Origin of the sequence: Occallatibacter sp. (genome assembly GCF_049582745.1) — a bacterium.
Lineage (GTDB): Bacteria > Acidobacteriota > Terriglobia > Terriglobales > Acidobacteriaceae > Telmatobacter.
Map to the genome: position 1 here is coordinate 1 of NZ_JBAUUO010000032.1, position 15,936 is coordinate 15,936.

The following is a 15,936-nucleotide window of genomic DNA, read 5'->3' on the forward strand; positions in this document are numbered from 1 at the left end:
TGGGTTTTCGGGGCGTTTTACGTGGTGCCCATCGTCGTCTTCCTTCTCCTGCTGGTCATCATCGATCCGCAGACGGCCAATAGGCGTCTGGATGGCAAAGAGCGGGAATCTACGCAGCGCAGAGTGAAATGGAGTAAGAATGCAAGTTGTGAATTCTTCCCGAGCGACGAAAAAGCGGAGGGGTTTCCCTCCGCTCCAGCGGCCGGCATAGTCGGCTGCCTCGTCGGAGGAGACATTGAAACAACGGCAGATGCAATCGGCCGAGGCGTCAGGCCACAGGCAAAGCAGACAGTTTCGTGGGACGAATCGTTCTGGCTCGAGAACAAGACCCGGGTTTGCCCCCCCGCGCCATCTGCGCGCCAAGCTTTCCAGGGACTCGAACAAAGATCATCATTCCGCGGCTACGACTGGGGAAGTGAGCACCGACACGCAGGCGGGGGGCGGCGCGGTCTCAGATGGGCTTACAATTCCAACCACCGAAGCCTTATCTTCAGTGTCCTTCGCCGGCGTGGTGGACGCGATTCTCGAAGTGGGTAAGCAGCGGAGGGCACAGTTAGAACTGTTGCGTTCGGCACTTGTCTCTGGCCACGACACCGATGCCCTCGGCTTCGCTCGTCAGCTTTGCGGATTGCCGGCGTGAAGGGGAGTCATGAAAAAGGTAATTGAGCTGATCCGGGTCAGTACGGAACAACAGGCGGCCCTGGACAGGGCCTCGATTCCAGCACAGCGAACCGTAAATCGGCGAACCTGCCAGCTGTACGGGCTGGAAATCGTCGGGTCGATCGAGCTTGCGGATGTATCGGGAGCATCCGTACTCCTAGCGCCGGAAATCCAGGAATTGATGCGCTTGATGCAGTCTCCGGATATAGACGGTGTAGTGGCTCGGGAATTTAGTCGCCTGATGCGTCCCGAAAACTTCACCGATTACGCGCTGCTCCAGGCATTCTCTGACTCCAAGACGATTCTTTACTTGCCCGAGGGCCCAATTGACCTCAATAGCAAGACTGGCCGTCTCATGGGCACCATTCGCGCGGCAATCGCTGGAATGGAGAGGACTGAGATCCTCGAGCGCGTCATGAGCGCCAAAGAGGAAAAGAGGCGGCAGGGGAAACTGGCGCAGAGCTCGGCCGTGCTCCCGTTCGGGATCGGTTACGACGAGGGCAGAGGCTTCTATTACGAACCGAAGGCAGAGCTAGTGCGAGAGGCATTCAGTCAGTTTCTGGCAGGGAACCAGAGCTACGCGCAGCTCGCGAAGATGGTGGGTGTCACACCCCGCGGGATGCACACGATCATGCGGAACCCCATTTGGATGGGCTGGCGCGTCATCGACAAGAAACGGGACCCATCTGGTGCCGGGAAATACGCTCGCGCCAATGGGAGGCAGGCAGACCGCCGGAAGATGCTCCGTGCGCCCGAAGACGTGATCCGGGTCCGAGTCATTGAGAAGCCCATGATCACGCAGCAGGAGTTCGAGACCGTGCAGCGGATCATGGATCGGAAGCAGCAGAGGCATTGGCGCAGCCGAACCGATTACGACCACCGCTTTACCTACAACGGGTTCCTGACCTGCTCCGCCTGCGGGGAGGTCGTTCACACCGCCTTGGCGCGGCGCGACTACTACGCCTGCAAAGGGCGGCGTGTGGACCATGCCTGCGACTCGAAGTACATGGGCCGGGAGAAACTAGAAGGAATGCTGGACAATCTTTTTGCCGAACGGCTGACCAGTCTTCCCTTTCTTGAGGCATGCCTGGACCAAATGGTTGAGCGCACGGACGGAATGAGGACAGAGACCGAGGTGGTGAGGCTGACCGCTGAAATAGCCGGACTTCGCCGCAAGCGCGAGCGGGTCATTGATAGTTTCATTGAGGACATACTTGACGCTCCTGAGCGGGACAGGCGTCTTAGGGCGGTTGACGAGAGGATTCGGCTAGCCGAGGACGCGGTGAACCGCACGTCAGTGAGTGCGCCTTTGGACGCCGGCAAGCTCATCGAGGCTCTTGCTCCTCTTGGTGAGTGGGAAAGCTGGACAAGGGACCAAAAACGGCAGGTTCTCTTGACCCTGGTACCCGATATCAGGGTAGCTGACTATAAAGTTGAGTCCCTGGGGCTCAACCTTGCTCTTGTCAGCAATGAGAATACCCGCTCGGGCAGGGATTCATGGCAGCCGCGAGCATGAAGCGCGCCGGGAAGGTGAGCGACATGGAGGCGCGTGCGATGGTCACGGTGTGGTCTTCGAGCGGCTGGCGCATGACTTCGAGGACATTGCGGGGAAACTCGGGTAATTCATCGAGGAAGAGCAGCCCATTGTGCGCGAGGGAGACTTCGCCGGGACGCGGAATGATGCCGCCACCGATGAGCCCGGCATCGGAGATGGTGTGGTGGGGAGAACGGAAGGGGCGCTGCGTGACGAGTCCGGCGGCGGAGTCGAGGACTCCGGCGACGGAGTGGATCTTGGTGGTCTCGAGGGCTTCTTCAAAGGAGAGCGGCGCGAGGATTGACGGCAGACGCTTGGCGAGCATCGTCTTACCGGAGCCGGGGGGGCCGATCATGAGGATGTTATGGCTGCCTGCGGCAGAGACTTCGAGGGCACGCTTGGCGGTTTGCTGACCGCGAACGTCTTTGAAGTCGACGGAAAAAAGCTGCAGCTCGCCAAGGAGGTCTTCAGTCTTAACGCGAAAGGGTTCGCGCTGCACCTGGCCGAGGATGGTGGAGTTGAGCAGATCGATGACGTCGAGAAGCGAAGCGACGGGATAAACGTTGACGCCTTCAACGACGGCTGCTTCAGCAGCGTTGGCGGCTGGGAGGATGAGATTGGGAATTTTCTTCTCGCGGGCGAGAATAGCGACGGGCAACATGCCGGGGATGGGGCGAACGCTGCCGTCGAGTCCGAGTTCACCAACCATCAAGAACTGTTCGACGTTATCGATGCGCAGGGCGCCGTAGGCTCCGAGGATTCCGAGGGCGATGGGCAGGTCGAAACCCGAACCTTCTTTTTTTAAGTCGGCGGGAGCGAGATTGATGGTGATCTGGGTGGGCGGAATGGAATAGCCGGAGTTCTTGATGGCGGCGCGCACACGATCGCGGCTCTCGCGAACCGCCGCATCGGGCAGGCCGACGGTGTGGAGGATGTCTTTTTCGGTGACCACGCCACTGTAATCAACTTCTACGTCAATTAAATTAGCGTCGATTCCATATACAGCTGCACTCAGGGCTTTAAATAGCATGGAGTTAATTTCGGCTGGAGTGTATCAGAGGGCAGGGAGCAGTCGTCAGTGACCGATGAACAGTGGTTTGCAGGATCAACCTGATTGTTTTCAGTATGCGGTTCCCGCTTCGATGACGACTGGCCTACAATCTTCTGCGTGACGACGAGTCTTTTCGATCTATACAAGCTTGGCGTTGGTCCTTCGAGTTCGCACACGATGGGGCCGATGCGTGCCGCGTGCCGCTTTGCTCGAGAACTCGAGCGGAAGGGCGAGGTGGGACGCGTGAATCGCGTCGAGGTGAGACTCTACGGTTCACTTGCGCTGACCGGCATGGGTCATGGTACGGATCGTGCCGTGCTGCTGGGTTTGTCGGGGAATGAACCTGCGACGATTGATCCCGGGGTGATTGAGGCAACGGTGGCGGAGATCCGCGCGACCAGGAAACTCGCGCTTGCGGGAAAGCGAGCCGTCGGTTTCGATGAGGCGCGCGATCTGCGGTTCGAGCGCGGGACGATGTTTCCGCCGGGATCGCGCACGCAGCATCCGAACGGTTTGCGGCTTACAGCCTATGACGATTCGGGAACATCGATCACGGAGCGCACCTACTTTTCTATTGGCGGAGGGTTCATTGTGGAGGACGGCGCTGAGGCAGTTGGAACGAACGAGGCAGTGGTTTGTCTGCCGTATCCCTTTCACAGCGCGGCGGACCTGCTGGAGATGGCGCATACGCAGGGGTTATCGATTGACGAAGTGATGATGGCGAACGAGTGCGCGCGTATGCGTGCGCAAGATTCGAACGCGAGCGATGAAGTGCTTGCGGCTCACGTTCGCGCGGGGATCGATGCAATCTGGGAGACGATGAAGGGATGCATCGAGCGCGGGATTGCGACGGAAGGAATTTTGCCGGGAGGGTTGAATGTGCGCCGCAGAGCGCATAGGCTCGCGGCGCGGCTGAAGGAGAAGGAAGCGACCGGCCAGGCGAGCGATCCGCTGGCGCCGTTGGACTGGGTGACGGTGTACGCGATGGCGGTGAACGAGGAGAATGCGGCAGGCGGCCGCGTGGTGACGGCGCCGACCAACGGAGCAGCGGGCGTGGTGCCGGCGGTGGCACGGTTTTACGAGCGCTTCGTGACTGGAGCCAATCACGATGGGATGATGCGCTTCTTTCTGACCTCGGCGGCGATCGGAATTCTTTACAAGGAGAATGCGTCGATCAGCGGAGCGGAGGTTGGATGCCAGGGCGAGGTAGGCGTGGCGTGCTCAATGGCGGCCGGCGGGCTGATTGCGGCGATGGGCGGCACCAATGGGCAGGTGGAGCATGCGGCGGAAATCGCAATGGAGCACAACCTGGGGATGACCTGCGATCCGATTGGCGGACTGGTGCAGATTCCGTGTATCGAGCGGAATGCGATGGGCGCGGTGAAGGCGGTGCATGCGTCGCGGATCGCGCAGAGCGACTCAGAAGAGCACAAGGTGTCGTTGGACCAGGTGATCAAGACGATGTATCAGACGGGGCTCGATATGCAGTCGCGCTACAAGGAGACGAGTCTCGCGGGGCTTGCGCTGAATGTGATCGAGTGCTGAGCCGCAGGCGTTCGTCTTTGTTCGGAGACTGCGTGGTCGTCTAATATCCATCACAATGGAACCATTCAACGAACCCCACGGACAATCGGAGGGAGAGGCGCAAATCTTTGCCGCATCCAACGGCGAGCCTGCCGCACCGAAGGCGACGTCGATTGCTCCGGCGTGGCACACGGTGGTGCTGATTCTGGGGATACTCGCCGTTTCGCTCTCAGGTGGTTACCGGCATCCTGGTGGGCGTGGTGTGGGAGCTGCGAATCGCATGCACACCTACGCCCTGACCGCCGGACTCGAAGTTGTGCTGATCGGCTGGGTCGCCTTTGGGGTACGTCTCAGAAGGGTTCCGCTTGGCTCGCTCTTCGGCAAGGTATCGAACAGTTTCCGCTCGATTGCCATTGATGCAGGGATCGCTATCCTGTTCTGGATGGGCTCGCTGATGGCGCTGGCGACGCTTGCGCTGATGTGGATCAGCATTGAGGCAGCGATCACGCACAAGCCCATCCCAATCGAAACGGGACAGAGCGGAAAGACCTCTGTACCGAGATTGCCGGAGGACCAGGCAGCGCGCGCAGTGGTGCAACTGGCGCCGAGCAACGGCAAAGAGATGGTGAGCTGGCTGTTGCTATGTGTGCTGGTGGGTATCGCGGAAGAGCTTGTGTTTCGCGGATATCTGCAGCAGCAGTTCACTGCGTGGACTCGCGGCGCAGCGGCTGGAGGTGTGGTCTTCTCGGCGCTGATGTTTGGTGCTGCGCACGGGTATGAAGGGGCGCGAGCGATGTTTCTTCTAGCGGTATTCGGTGCGTTTTTCAGTCTGCTCGCAGTGTTCAGAAGAAACTTGCGCGCGGGAATATTTGCTCACAGCTGGCACGATGCAATCGCGGGATTGATGGTGGCATTCCTCCACGCGCGTCATCTTTTGTGATCGGGGACGAGGAGAGGGAGAGCGCGGTCGGGAAAAATTGTTGCCACTTTTTCCACCTCATCGTCGTTTTTTTCTTGACACTTACGACGCATGAATCTATACATTCCTCAACTGCAACAAATGTTGCAGAACTCGATGCAAACCATCGAAAAGGGAGAATAGGCAAATGGCAACTAAGAAAGCAGCCAAGAAAGCACCCGCGAAGAAAGCCGCGAAGAAAACCGCGAAGAAGAAGTAACGGGTCATCCAACCAAAAAGGCAACACCTCGGGGGACGCAACAGCGTCCCCCGAAGTGTTTGTGCGCATAAGCGGAAAGGTGCATGAATACAGGCGATGACGCGACGCAGATGGATTGCCGATGATTGGGATGAAGCAACCGCGACGCTGAAGGGAGCGCAAGCGGAGCACATGGTGCGCGTGCTGAGAGCTCAGGTCGGAGGGCAAGCAGACGTGGTTGCGGGAGGTCGCGTTTTTCACGCGGAGGTTGCTTCAATCTCGGATGGCGGACCGGGCGGCAGGGCGGAAGTGAGGTTCAATCTGGTCGCCGAGGTCGAGTCTGACCCCGCCATGCCCGTTACGCTGGTAATGTCCATTTTCAAGTTCGACCACATGGAGTGGGCGATCGAAAAGGCGACGGAACTGGGAGTCGCTACGATCGCACCGGTGATCGCGCGACGCACGGAGAAGCATCTCGCACTGGCTGCGATGAAGCGGGTGGAACGATGGAGACGCATCGCGCACGAAGCGGCGCAGCAGTCGAGGCGGTCGGATGTGCCGGTGATTCACGATCCAGTGAAACTGTCGGAGCGAGTAAGGGCAACCTCCAGTTCGAAGCGCATTGTGCTGGCGGAGCAGGAGCGTTCGACAACTCTGCGCGGAACTCTCGCGGAGGCGATTGCAGCGGCTGGAACAGAGATGCCGGATCTGGAACTCGCCATCGGGCCGGAGGGTGGATGGGCTCCCGAGGAAGAGGCGCTGTTTGATGCGAATGGATGGCAGGCTGTGTCGCTGGGGACCCGGATACTGCGCGCGGAGACGGCGGCGATCGCGGCGCTGGCGGTGGTGTCTTCGATGTTGGAGTAGTGGTCGCATCGATTGAAAAGCAGGTCCTTCGACTCACTTCGCTGCGCTCTAGTTCGCTCAGGATGACGGAGCTTTTTTACTGCGTTCGCTCGGGATGACGAAGCTGTTTGGCGGCTCGGCATCCTGAAATTGGGCTAGAGAGAGACGCCGCGTTTCCAGGGGATGAAGTCGTTCTGGCCGAACTCTTCGGCCTTGGTGTGACGATTGCCGCTGGCGACATCGACGCACAAATCGAGGAGTTGATTGGCGCATTGGGGAATTGTCGATTCGCCGGTGACGATGCCGCCTGCGTCGAAGTCGATGATGTCGCCCATGCGGGCAGCGAGTTGCGAGTTGGTGGAGATCTTGAGGACCGGAGCAACCGGGTTGCCCGTGGGTGTGCCGAGGCCGGTGGTAAAGAGGACGAGATTTGCACCGGCTCCTGCTTGCGCAGTCACACACTCGACATCGTTGCCCGGGGTGCAGAGCAGGGTGAGGCCCGGCGTCGTGGCATATTGCGGGAAGTCGAGCACGTCACGCACGGGAGCGATGCCGCCCTTGCGTGCGGCACCGGCGGACTTGATGGCATCGGTGATGAGGCCATCTTCAATGTTGCCCGGCGATGGATTCATTTCGAAGCCGGAATGCACGGCTTTGGCGCGCGCGGAGTAGGCCTGCAAGAGGTCAAAGAAGTGCTGGGCGATCTCATCGGTGGCGCAGCGGTCGATGAGTTCCTGCTCGACGCCGTGAAGCTCGGGGAATTCGCTGAGGATGGACTTGCCGCCGAGTTCGCCGAGCAGATCGGAGATGTAGCCGAGCGTGGGATTGGCGGAGATGCCGCTGAAGCCATCGGATCCTCCGCACTTGAGTCCGATGGTGAGCGCGGAGAGCGGGGCCGGAGCACGGGTGGCGCGATTGGCTTCGACGAGACCGGCAAATGTTTGCTCGAGAGCGCCGGTCATGAGAACAGTCTCGCGACCGGAGCGCTGCTGATCGAAGAAGAGGACAGGTTTCGTAAGCTTGGGATCGCGGGCGCGGAGTTCATCCATCAGCATGCTTGATTGCGCGTTCTGGCAGCCGAGGCTGAGCACAGTGGCGCCGGCGACGTTGGGATGATGAATGTAGCCGGCAAGCAAGCCGCAGAGCGCCTGCGCGTCCTGGCGTGTGCCTCCGCAGCCGCCTTGATGGGTGAGGAAGCGGACGCCGTCGACATTGGGGAAGATGCGGCCAGTTTGCGAGAGAGATTCGTGTGCGATGCCATTGCCTGGCGCCTGCTGTGAGACCAACTGGCGGACGAGGGGGCGATAGCTGATATGCGAGCTGCCATAACCCAACTCTTCTTCGAGAGCTTCGCGCATGCGGTCGACGTTGCGGTTTTCGCAGAAAACGAGCGGGAGGACGAGCCAGTAGTTGCGCGTACCCACCTGACCGTTGGCGCGGTGGTAGCCCATGAAGGTGCGACCGGACCAGGAAGAGGCGTCGGGCAACGCGAATGAAACAGGATGGCGCTCCGCGGTGTATCCGCCGGTGCGGTGGCGGACGTTGAGCGTGGAGAGAAGGCCTCCGCGCGGGATGGGTCGTGTCGCTTCGCCGACGACCATGCCGTACATGAGGACGAGGTCGCCCGGCTTGAAGTCGATGAGCGCGAGTTTGTGCTTGGGAGGAATGTCTTCGGCGACGGGACAGGAAGCGAAACCGAAGGGGACTGTGGTTCCGGCCGCAAGTGGAACCAGGGCGACAAGGACGTTATCGCGGGGATCGATTTGAAGGGCGGTATCGGGCATGGGGTTGGTTCCTTGATGGGGTTGCCGACAATCTGTCTTTGCCAAGGATAGCGCTTGCGGTCTAGTCGATGGATGCTATTCGGCTATCATCAAGGGTTCGCAGGAAATGCGACGAGAGGATTGGAATGAAGGCGATTGTGCTGGAAGAGCCGGGGCGCGCGGCGGTGAGAGACGTTGATGAGCCGCGGGTTAAGGAAGACGAGGTCCTGCTGCAGGTGCGGAGGATTGGGCTGTGCGGAAGCGATTTGAATTCGTATCGGGGCAAAAATCCGCTGGTGAGTTATCCGCGCATTCCGGGACACGAGATTGCGGCTACTGTGATGGATCCAGGTTCGCACAAGGAGTGGGCTCCGGGCACGCCGGTGACGTTATCGCCTTATGCGGCATGCGGACGATGCGCGGCTTGTGATCGCGGAAGGCCGAATGCGTGCCGCGACAACCAGACACTTGGCGTGCAGTGCGACGGAGCGCTGACGGAGCGGATTGCGGTGCGCGCGTCGAAGCTGTATCGAGCGAATCTCTCGCTGAAGGAGTTGTGCCTGGTGGAGCCACTCACGGTCGGCTTTCATGCGGTGGGGCGCGGGCGCGTGACGGCTGAGGATACGGTGGCGGTGTTTGGTTGCGGCGGCGTGGGATTGGGCGTGGTGGCCGGCGCGGCGTTTCGAGGCGCACGGGTGATCGGCGTGGATGTGGACGACGCGAAACTGGAGACAGCGCGGAAGGCAGGCGCAGTCGAGGCCATCAATTCGAAGACAGGCGATGTGCATGCTCAACTGATGGAGAAGACGGACGGGCGCGGACCCGATGTGGTGATTGAGGCGATTGGATCGCCGGCAACCTATCGCGCGGCGGTGGAAGAGGTGGCGTATGCGGGTCGCGTGGTGTACATCGGGTGGGCAAAGGAGGAGGTTTCCTACGAGACTCGGCCTTTCGTGCACAAGGAACTCGACATTCTGGGTTCGCGCAATGCGGTGTCGGAAGATTTTCGCGCGGTGATCGGGATGCTCGAAGCGAAACGCTTTCCGGTGGAGGCTGCGGTGACGCACATGGTGGCGTTCGAAGAGACTCCGAAGATTCTGGAAGAGTGGAGTCGGGAGCCGGCGCGGTTTACCAAGATCATGATCGAGGTGAGCTAGTGTGGTGTTCCAGAAGTCAGTGGCATGAGTGGGAAGTGCAGGAAGCAGATTCTTCGCTTACCACCCCCGAACCTACCCCAAAGAGCTGACCGCTCTTTAGGGCCCCTGGTACGTTCGGGGCCCCTTTCACTCGGAATGACACCGATGATCTTTGTTGTGATTCAGGATCAGGGAAAGAGCCGTTGTGTCGGCCTATAGCTTTGCCAAGTGGAGGAGCAGGCCTGCGAGCGCGCCGCCGGTGAGCGGTCCAAGGACAGGGATGGCTGCATAGGTCCAGTTGGAACCGCCCTTGCCGGGTATGGGCAGAAAGGCATGCGCGAGGCGCGGACCGAGATCGCGAGCAGGATTGATGGCGTAACCGGTGGTGCCGCCGAGCGACAGGCCGATGCCCCAGACGAGGCTGCCAACGAGCCATTGTCCTACACCGGCTGGAGGCCCATTGTCAGAGACGCCGTGGGAGAAGATAGCGCCGGCAACGATGACGAGCACCATGGTGCCGATGACTTCACCTACGAAATTGAACATGGGATGACGGACTGCGCCGTTGGTACAGAAGACGCCGAGCTTTGCCGCTGGGTCGGGCGTGATCGACCAGTGGGCTGCGTAGTGCAAAGCCATTAAGCACGCACCACAGATAGCTCCCAGCATCTGTGCAGACCAGAGCGAGAGCAACTGGGAGTAGATGCCGCTGGAGATGGCGGCGGAGAGCGTGATAGCGGGGTTGAGGTTGGCGCCGGGGCTGCCGAAGGCCTGCGCAGTCAGCACTCCGCAAAGCACGGCGAGGGCCCAGCCGGTGGTGATGACCATCCAGCCTGCGTCTGCCGCGTAGGACTTGCGAAGGGTGACGCCGGCATTGACTCCGTTGCCGAGGAGGATGAGAACGAGGGTGCCCATGAATTCGCCGAACCAGACCGAGTGCATAATGCCCTTCTTTAAGGGAGCGGAATGAGTTTCGCAGATGAGGCGAGAAACGGGCAAGGCGAAAGGCAAGGAATCAGAACCAGGTTTTTTGTTTCCAGGCGACGTAGGCCGGCCCGAATTTTTCTTCGAGGACCCTGGCTTCTTTCCGGCTCCGCAGGATTTGCATGGGGATGAGAATGACGAAGATGAGCAAGAGCCAGGGTATGCCGGTCCAGATGATGAGGCCCGCGATGAAGACGGCTCCGAAGACGTAGATGGGGTTCCGTATGCGCGCGTAGAGTCCGGTAGTAACGAGGTTAGTAGCTTTTGCCTCGACACTGAAGGCGCCCCCAAGCTGAAGGCGAGCAACAATGAGCAGCAGAAGAGCTGGGGCAGCGGTGGACAAACCGATGATGCGGGTCGTTGTCCATGGCATGCCGGATGCATTGAGGATGAACAGAACGGCGCCGACGAGAATGATGGCGAGGGTGGCGAGATTCAGTTTCAATGCAGACCTCCTGCGTTGGTACGCGCTGGGTAATCTGGCCAGTGAAGGAGCAGGGCATTCACGACTTCGTGACCCAGTTTATAGGCGGCTTCGAGAGAAGGCAGATAGGCGCTGTAGGTTCCGATGCGCTGATGGGCGAGGCTGTCGGCAGCGGACATGCCGCGCGGTTGCTGATCGAAGTTGCTGACGGTACGCAAAACGAGAATGCGTTGCCAGTCGACGCGACCGGCCTGCGCGAGGTATTTGAGGGACTGGAGGGTGCCCGTGTCCTCCATCGCGGTTGTTGCGAACTGACCTTGTCCGCCGGTGAAGTATCCGACCCACTCGGTGGCCCAGGTGTCGGAGAGTTTGCCGTGCCAGTAAGTGGAAGATGATATTTCGTCGCCGAGGGTGACGAATGGGGGACGCTGGGCAGCGGCGCCGTCGAAGTGAGCACGGATTTCTTTGAGAGCGTCGGAGTCGGCAAGAGGTATCGAGCGAGTGAGGTCGTAAGCCCGCTGGGCAAGTTCGGCATTGAGCTTGTAGACCTGGCCATCGAGAGGAGCGACGGGTGCTTCGAAAGGACGCGCCTTGCGGAGAGGAACGTAGCCGGTGGTCCAGTCCGGCGGCATCTCGCGGGGATCGATTTCGTAGCCGAGGTCGCCATCGACGACCCAGCGCGCCCATGCGGCTGAGCCTAGCGAGATGCGATCGGGGTTGCCGCCGGCGATGCCAGCGATGAGCCAGTAGGCGTGGGAAAAGTTGAAACGGGGATCGAGGCCGAGGGCCATGAGGGTGGCTGCGGCGTGCGCGGTGCCCTGGCCAGTGAGGATGGCCATCTCGCCGTTCGAGTTCATGCGGGCGGCGTGGTAGGCGGCGGGGAGGGGGTAGATTTTATCGAGATGATCGCGCTCGACCCAGTACTGGAGTTCGCCGGGTTGATCGCCGGTGTCCTGGCCGATCTCAAACATGGCGACGATGACGACTTTGACCTGGATGGGGCGCGGCTTGGCGTCTGCGAGCGGGACGGCGGCAGCGATAATGGCCAGCAGGCAGGTTAGATATCGTATGCGGAGGATCATTGAATGCGATGGTAAACAAAAGCAGGGAACAGTGGACAGTGGACAGTGAAAAAGTGAAAAAGTAAAACAGTAAAACAGTGAAACAGTGAAACAGTGGACAGTGAAAAAGTGAAACAGTGAAACAGTGAAAGAGTGAAACAGTGGACAGTGAATAGTAATCGAGGATAGTGGCGCTTGCGGGTTATACCATGTTCGTTAAGTCCGATTCGATAGATGAGGCTCGAATTCAAGGGAGGTCATCGCAATGAGAATGGCGGTTGGCATGTGCGCTTTGATTGGAACGGTTGCGGGGAGCGGAGCAGGGGCGTTCGCACAGCAACCGTCGCATCACTGGGCGATTGTGGTGCATGGTGGTGCGGGAGTGATTGAGAGGTCGGCGCTTGGGCCGGAGGGCGACAAGGCGTATCGCGAAGGTTTGGACCGCGCGATCCATGCGGGTGCGGCGGTCCTGGACAAGGGCGGATCGGCGCTGGATGCGGTGGAAGCTACGCTTCACGTCTTCGAGGAGGATCCGCACTTCAACGCGGGGAAGGGTGCGGTATTCACACGCGAAGGAAAGAACGAGATGGACGCCTCCATCATGGACGGAGCAACCCTGAGGGCCGGAGCTGTTGCCAGTGTACAAAGGGTGCACAGCCCGATCAGCGCGGCGAGGGCCGTCATGGAGAAGTCGCCGCACGTGATGATCGCAGGGCGAGGCGCGGATGAGTTTGCCGCAAGCGTGGGGCTGAAGATGGAGGAGCCGAGCTACTTTTTTACCGAGAGCCGCTGGCAGGGGCTGGTGAAGCAGCTCAAGAAGCAGGGGCTGCCCATTCCACCGCGTCCTGCGGGGGTTCCGCCAGAAGGAGAGGAGATTCCGGTTGCAGTGCTTGACGAGGCAGAAGGATCGGGTGTTCATGGCACTACCGGGGTGGTGGTGCTGGACAGGAACGGCAATATCGCAGCGGGAACGTCGACGGGTGGAATGCAGGGCAAGATGCCGGGGCGCATTGGCGACTCGCCGATTATCGGAGCGGGCACTTATGCGTCGAACCAGTCGTGCGCGGTTTCGGGAACTGGGACGGGTGAATACTTCATCCGCCTGGGCGTGGCTCGTGAGGTGTGCAATCTTGTGTACTTCAGGAAGATGAAACTGCAGGATGCCGTCGATGAGGTGATTCACAAAGAACTGGAAGCGCTGCACGGCGACGGCGGGGTGATTGCAATTGCGCCTGATGGGCAAGAGGCGTGGAGCTTCAATACGCCGGGGATGTTCCGCGCGAAGCTGGTGGAGGGCGGCAAGGTGCAGATGGGGATCTATCGGGACGAGCCGTAAGGGATCGAACCGCGCCACGTACAATGTTTCCAAGACTATGCCGACCGTTTTCCGTGACCGAGGATTCAGGTTTTTCTTCTATTCCAATGAAGGGACGCCACGTGAACCGGTCCACATTCACGTCGAGAGGGATGAGAACGAGGCGAAATTCTGGGTGAATCCGATCGTTCAAGTGGCCTACAATGACGGTCATGATGCCCGTACCCTTCGCGAACTCTCGGGAATCATAGAGGTGAACAGAGAACGGATTGTGAGGGCGTGGAATGAATTCTTTGGTTAGCGCTACCCGAGTTCGTTTCGATGCGGATAGCATGTGGGTCGAACTGAGTGACGGCCGAACGATCGGAGTGCCCTTGGCGTGGTTCCCCAAACTACTGCGGTGCTCCGCGCAGGAACTTGAGCGGGTACGCATCAGCAGCCGCGGCCTGCATTGGGACGCAATGGACGAAGATATCTCAATAGCGGGACTTCTTGCTGGACTCGGCGATCAGAGCTCGAATACGTCGTTCGCAGCATGAGGCATCAGTACGAGCCTTCTTTTTTTTGCGATCAATGAAGTCAACATTGATAGAGTTGCAAATGGCGTTGAAGTTCACCACCTCTTACGTTGAAGATGCGCTGGCGGTCTTCAAGCAGTACAAGCTGCTTGGGGAGCGGGCAATGGCGCAGGTTTCGGATGCGCAATTGTTTGCGTCACTCGATGAGGAGTCGAATTCGATTGCAATCATCGTGAAGCACATTGCGGGCAACATGAGGTCGCGGTGGACCGACTTTCTGACCACGGATGGGGAAAAGCCGAATCGCAACCGGGACAGCGAATTTGTCGATCCGGCGGCCACGCGCGAGGCGCTTATGCGCGATTGGGAAGACGGCTGGGCACGAGTATTCGAAGCGATCGAACCGCTGACCGATCCGGATATGGGGCGCGTGGTAACGATTCGCGGGGAGGCCCATTCGGTGATGCAGGCGATCAACAGGCAGTTGGCGCATTATCCGCAGCACGTGGGCCAGGTTATTCTTCTGGCGAAACACTACGCCGGCGACAAGTGGCAGACGCTCAGTGTCGCGCGCAACAAGTCGACGGAGTTCAATCGCAGGGTGGCGTCGGGCGAGGCGAGCCAAAGATAAGCACGCTTGCGGTGCTCAAGGCACGAAGGCCATCCGCTAGGGATGGCCTTTTGTGTGTGACTGAATAATCCCGCCTTTACTGCACGGTTGCTCCGTTGCGGGCCTCGGCCTTCTCGGCGAGAACCTTGTGGGCGGTGTCTTCCAGAGCCTGTGCTTCAGGCAGGAAGGTGAGTGCTTTTTGAATCGTCGGGTCCCAGTCGGCCATGACGCGCAGGCCCTGGAGCTGTCCGAACTGGCTGGTGATGATCTTTTCCTTGATGTTGATCTTCAGCCAATCCAAGTTGTCGTTGATATCTTTTTCAGACCACGGAATGTCCTGGCTGGTGAGGTACTGTTTGAAGTCGTTCATTACCGCGTCGTCGACCTGAAAGTTTTTGTCGACGGTGCGGTTAGCGAGGTAGTGAGCGGCGAAATGGAAAAACGCGCTCTTGTCATATGGCCCGAGTACTTCCTGGAAGGTGTTGCCCTTCGGGCTGTCGATTCTTTCATCTGGAGTGATGCCGCCACCGCCGTAGACGGTTCGACCTGAATCAGTGAATTTCACTTCACGGTTGTTTGCGCCCGGGGCGGTGGCGCCGGCGTGGTTGTAGTAGTAGTCGTAGAGCGAAACGCCGGTGTAGTTGCGCTGAATGAGGCGGCCTGACGGCGTGTAGTAGTGATATGTGGTGAGTGCGAGGCCTGTATTCTCGCTCAGATTGTAGACCGTCTGCACGAGTCCCTTGCCGAAGGTGGTTTCGCCGACGATCAGAGCGCGGTCGTGATCCTGCAGCGCGCCGGAGACGATCTCAGCCGCCGAAGCCGTATTTCGATTCACGAGGACCACGATCGGGAAGGTCTTGCCGTCGTTTCCGTGCGTGGCGGTGTAGTTCTGATCTGGGTAGGCGCGGCCACGCTGCGAGACAATGTTCTGGCCTTTGGCGAGGAGGTGATCGCATACTTCGACTGCCTGGCTGAGCAAGCCACCCGGATTGCCGCGAAGATCAAAGACCAACCCCTTGAGGTTGGGGAAGCTGTCGATGGCGTCGTCGACTTCCTGGGCGGTGGTCTCCTGGAACTGGGTGAGATGGATGTATCCGATGCCGGGGCGAATCTCATATTTGAGATCGACCGACGGATGCGGAATCTCATCGCGAACGAGGTCAAAGGTAAGCGGCTTGGACTGGCCTTCGCGGATGACGGAGACCTGAACGTGAGTACCTTTGGGGCCTTTCAGGTTCTTAGCCACGACATCCGACGTCATGCCGTCAGTGGATTTGCCGTCGATGGCGGAGATAATGTCGCCCGGACGCAGGCCGGCGCGGAAGGAAGGCGTTCCTTCGTACGGGGTGATGA

At 59.6% G+C, this 15,936-nt stretch carries 17 protein-coding genes; 10 read left to right on the forward strand and 7 right to left on the reverse strand.

The window, feature by feature from the left end; genetic code table 11:
- On the reverse strand, positions 1-363 hold a 363-nt coding region (locus tag WCA10_RS04005; protein ID WP_472821203.1), incomplete at its 3' end, for a hypothetical protein.
- A 52-nt stretch (positions 364-415) separates the two neighbouring features.
- On the opposite strand from WCA10_RS04005, the gene WCA10_RS04010 reads away from it, so the two are divergent.
- Together WCA10_RS04010 and WCA10_RS04015 are read left to right on the forward strand one after the other, a co-directional pair.
- Positions 416-640 carry a hypothetical protein gene (locus WCA10_RS04010; protein WP_472821204.1) on the forward strand — a complete coding sequence of 75 codons (225 nt, stop codon included), beginning with the start codon at positions 416-418 and terminating at the stop codon, positions 638-640.
- Positions 641-649: 9 nt separating this feature from the next.
- The gene (locus WCA10_RS04015) at positions 650-2,176 is read left to right on the forward strand and encodes a recombinase family protein (RefSeq protein WP_472821205.1); all 1,527 of its coding nucleotides are present in this window, start codon (positions 650-652) and stop codon (positions 2,174-2,176) included.
- Here WCA10_RS04015 and WCA10_RS04020 read toward each other — a convergent pair.
- A complete protein-coding gene (locus WCA10_RS04020; protein WP_472821206.1) occupies positions 2,124-3,224 on the reverse strand; it encodes a YifB family Mg chelatase-like AAA ATPase in 1,101 nt (366 codons plus the stop codon). The two genes, WCA10_RS04015 and WCA10_RS04020, sit on opposite strands and share 53 nt — an antisense overlap.
- Positions 3,225-3,362: 138 nt before the next feature.
- Here WCA10_RS04020 and WCA10_RS04025 point away from each other — a divergent pair, with 138 nt between their 5' ends.
- From WCA10_RS04025 to WCA10_RS04035, 3 genes are all read left to right on the forward strand, one after another.
- Positions 3,363-4,790: an L-serine ammonia-lyase gene (locus WCA10_RS04025; RefSeq protein ID WP_472821219.1), complete on the forward strand. Its 1,428-nt coding sequence runs from the start codon at positions 3,363-3,365 to the stop codon at positions 4,788-4,790.
- A gap of 55 nt (positions 4,791-4,845) precedes the next feature.
- Complete coding sequence (locus WCA10_RS04030; protein WP_472821207.1) at positions 4,846-5,709, forward strand: lysostaphin resistance A-like protein; 864 nt, start codon at positions 4,846-4,848, stop codon at positions 5,707-5,709.
- 334 nt (positions 5,710-6,043) lie between these two features.
- Positions 6,044-6,793 carry a 16S rRNA (uracil(1498)-N(3))-methyltransferase gene (locus WCA10_RS04035; protein WP_472821208.1) on the forward strand — a complete coding sequence of 250 codons (750 nt, stop codon included), beginning with the start codon at positions 6,044-6,046 and terminating at the stop codon, positions 6,791-6,793.
- Positions 6,794-6,927: 134 nt separating this feature from the next.
- Here WCA10_RS04035 and WCA10_RS04040 read toward each other — a convergent pair whose 3' ends face one another.
- Positions 6,928-8,556, reverse strand: a complete 1,629-nt coding sequence (locus tag WCA10_RS04040) for a UxaA family hydrolase (protein WP_472821209.1) — start codon at positions 8,554-8,556, stop codon at positions 6,928-6,930.
- A gap of 125 nt (positions 8,557-8,681) precedes the next feature.
- Between WCA10_RS04040 and WCA10_RS04045 the strand changes: the two genes are divergently transcribed.
- Entirely contained in the window at positions 8,682-9,692 is a 1,011-nt protein-coding gene (locus WCA10_RS04045) for a zinc-binding alcohol dehydrogenase family protein (protein ID WP_472821210.1), read from the forward strand.
- Positions 9,693-9,884: 192 nt separating this feature from the next.
- On the opposite strand, the gene WCA10_RS04050 is transcribed toward WCA10_RS04045, so the two are convergent.
- The 3 genes from WCA10_RS04050 to WCA10_RS04060 all read right to left on the reverse strand — a co-directional run bounded on the left by WCA10_RS04050 (position 9,885) and on the right by WCA10_RS04060 (position 12,161).
- Entirely contained in the window at positions 9,885-10,613 is a 729-nt protein-coding gene (locus tag WCA10_RS04050) for an MIP/aquaporin family protein (protein ID WP_472821211.1), read from the reverse strand.
- A gap of 73 nt (positions 10,614-10,686) precedes the next feature.
- Entirely contained in the window at positions 10,687-11,100 is a 414-nt protein-coding gene (locus WCA10_RS04055) for a methyltransferase family protein (protein ID WP_472821212.1), read from the reverse strand.
- Positions 11,097-12,161: a purine nucleoside permease gene (locus WCA10_RS04060; RefSeq protein WP_472821213.1), complete on the reverse strand. Its 1,065-nt coding sequence runs from the start codon at positions 12,159-12,161 to the stop codon at positions 11,097-11,099. The genes WCA10_RS04055 and WCA10_RS04060 overlap by 4 nt, the downstream gene beginning before the upstream one ends.
- A gap of 244 nt (positions 12,162-12,405) precedes the next feature.
- Here WCA10_RS04060 and WCA10_RS04065 point away from each other — a divergent pair, with 244 nt between their 5' ends.
- The 4 genes from WCA10_RS04065 (at position 12,406) to WCA10_RS04080 (ending at position 14,604) form a co-directional block, all read left to right on the forward strand.
- Positions 12,406-13,476 (forward strand): isoaspartyl peptidase/L-asparaginase family protein, encoded by a 1,071-nt coding sequence (locus WCA10_RS04065; RefSeq protein ID WP_472821214.1) that lies wholly within the window; start codon positions 12,406-12,408, stop codon positions 13,474-13,476.
- Between the two features lie 37 nt (positions 13,477-13,513).
- Complete coding sequence (locus WCA10_RS04070; RefSeq protein WP_472821215.1) at positions 13,514-13,756, forward strand: DUF4160 domain-containing protein; 243 nt, start codon at positions 13,514-13,516, stop codon at positions 13,754-13,756.
- Positions 13,740-13,994 carry a DUF2442 domain-containing protein gene (locus tag WCA10_RS04075; RefSeq protein WP_472821216.1) on the forward strand — a complete coding sequence of 85 codons (255 nt, stop codon included), beginning with the start codon at positions 13,740-13,742 and terminating at the stop codon, positions 13,992-13,994. Before WCA10_RS04070 ends, WCA10_RS04075 begins: the two co-directional genes overlap by 17 nt.
- A gap of 61 nt (positions 13,995-14,055) precedes the next feature.
- Entirely contained in the window at positions 14,056-14,604 is a 549-nt protein-coding gene (locus tag WCA10_RS04080) for a DUF1572 family protein (RefSeq protein ID WP_472821217.1), read from the forward strand.
- A gap of 76 nt (positions 14,605-14,680) precedes the next feature.
- Here the strand turns inward: WCA10_RS04080 and WCA10_RS04085 are convergent.
- The coding region (locus WCA10_RS04085) for a S41 family peptidase (RefSeq protein WP_472821218.1) at positions 14,681-15,936 on the reverse strand (1,256 nt) is incomplete at its 5' end.

Excerpts from the sequence above, each read along its gene's own strand:
- WCA10_RS04015 (WP_472821205.1), top strand. The coding sequence starts at position 650 with ATGAAAAAGGTAATTGAGCTGATCCGGGTCAGTACGGAACAACAGGCG.
- WCA10_RS04020 (WP_472821206.1), bottom strand. The coding sequence starts at position 3,224 with ATGCTATTTAAAGCCCTGAGTGCAGCTGTATATGGAATCGACGCTAAT.
- WCA10_RS04030 (WP_472821207.1), top strand. The coding sequence starts at position 4,846 with ATGGAACCATTCAACGAACCCCACGGACAATCGGAGGGAGAGGCGCAA.
- WCA10_RS04035 (WP_472821208.1), top strand. The coding sequence starts at position 6,044 with ATGACGCGACGCAGATGGATTGCCGATGATTGGGATGAAGCAACCGCG.
- WCA10_RS04040 (WP_472821209.1), bottom strand. The coding sequence starts at position 8,556 with ATGCCCGATACCGCCCTTCAAATCGATCCCCGCGATAACGTCCTTGTC.
- WCA10_RS04045 (WP_472821210.1), top strand. The coding sequence starts at position 8,682 with ATGAAGGCGATTGTGCTGGAAGAGCCGGGGCGCGCGGCGGTGAGAGAC.
- WCA10_RS04050 (WP_472821211.1), bottom strand. The coding sequence starts at position 10,613 with ATGCACTCGGTCTGGTTCGGCGAATTCATGGGCACCCTCGTTCTCATC.
- WCA10_RS04060 (WP_472821213.1), bottom strand. The coding sequence starts at position 12,161 with ATGATCCTCCGCATACGATATCTAACCTGCCTGCTGGCCATTATCGCT.
- WCA10_RS04065 (WP_472821214.1), top strand. The coding sequence starts at position 12,406 with ATGAGAATGGCGGTTGGCATGTGCGCTTTGATTGGAACGGTTGCGGGG.
- WCA10_RS04070 (WP_472821215.1), top strand. The coding sequence starts at position 13,514 with ATGCCGACCGTTTTCCGTGACCGAGGATTCAGGTTTTTCTTCTATTCC.
- WCA10_RS04075 (WP_472821216.1), top strand. The coding sequence starts at position 13,740 with ATGAATTCTTTGGTTAGCGCTACCCGAGTTCGTTTCGATGCGGATAGC.
- WCA10_RS04080 (WP_472821217.1), top strand. The coding sequence starts at position 14,056 with ATGGCGTTGAAGTTCACCACCTCTTACGTTGAAGATGCGCTGGCGGTC.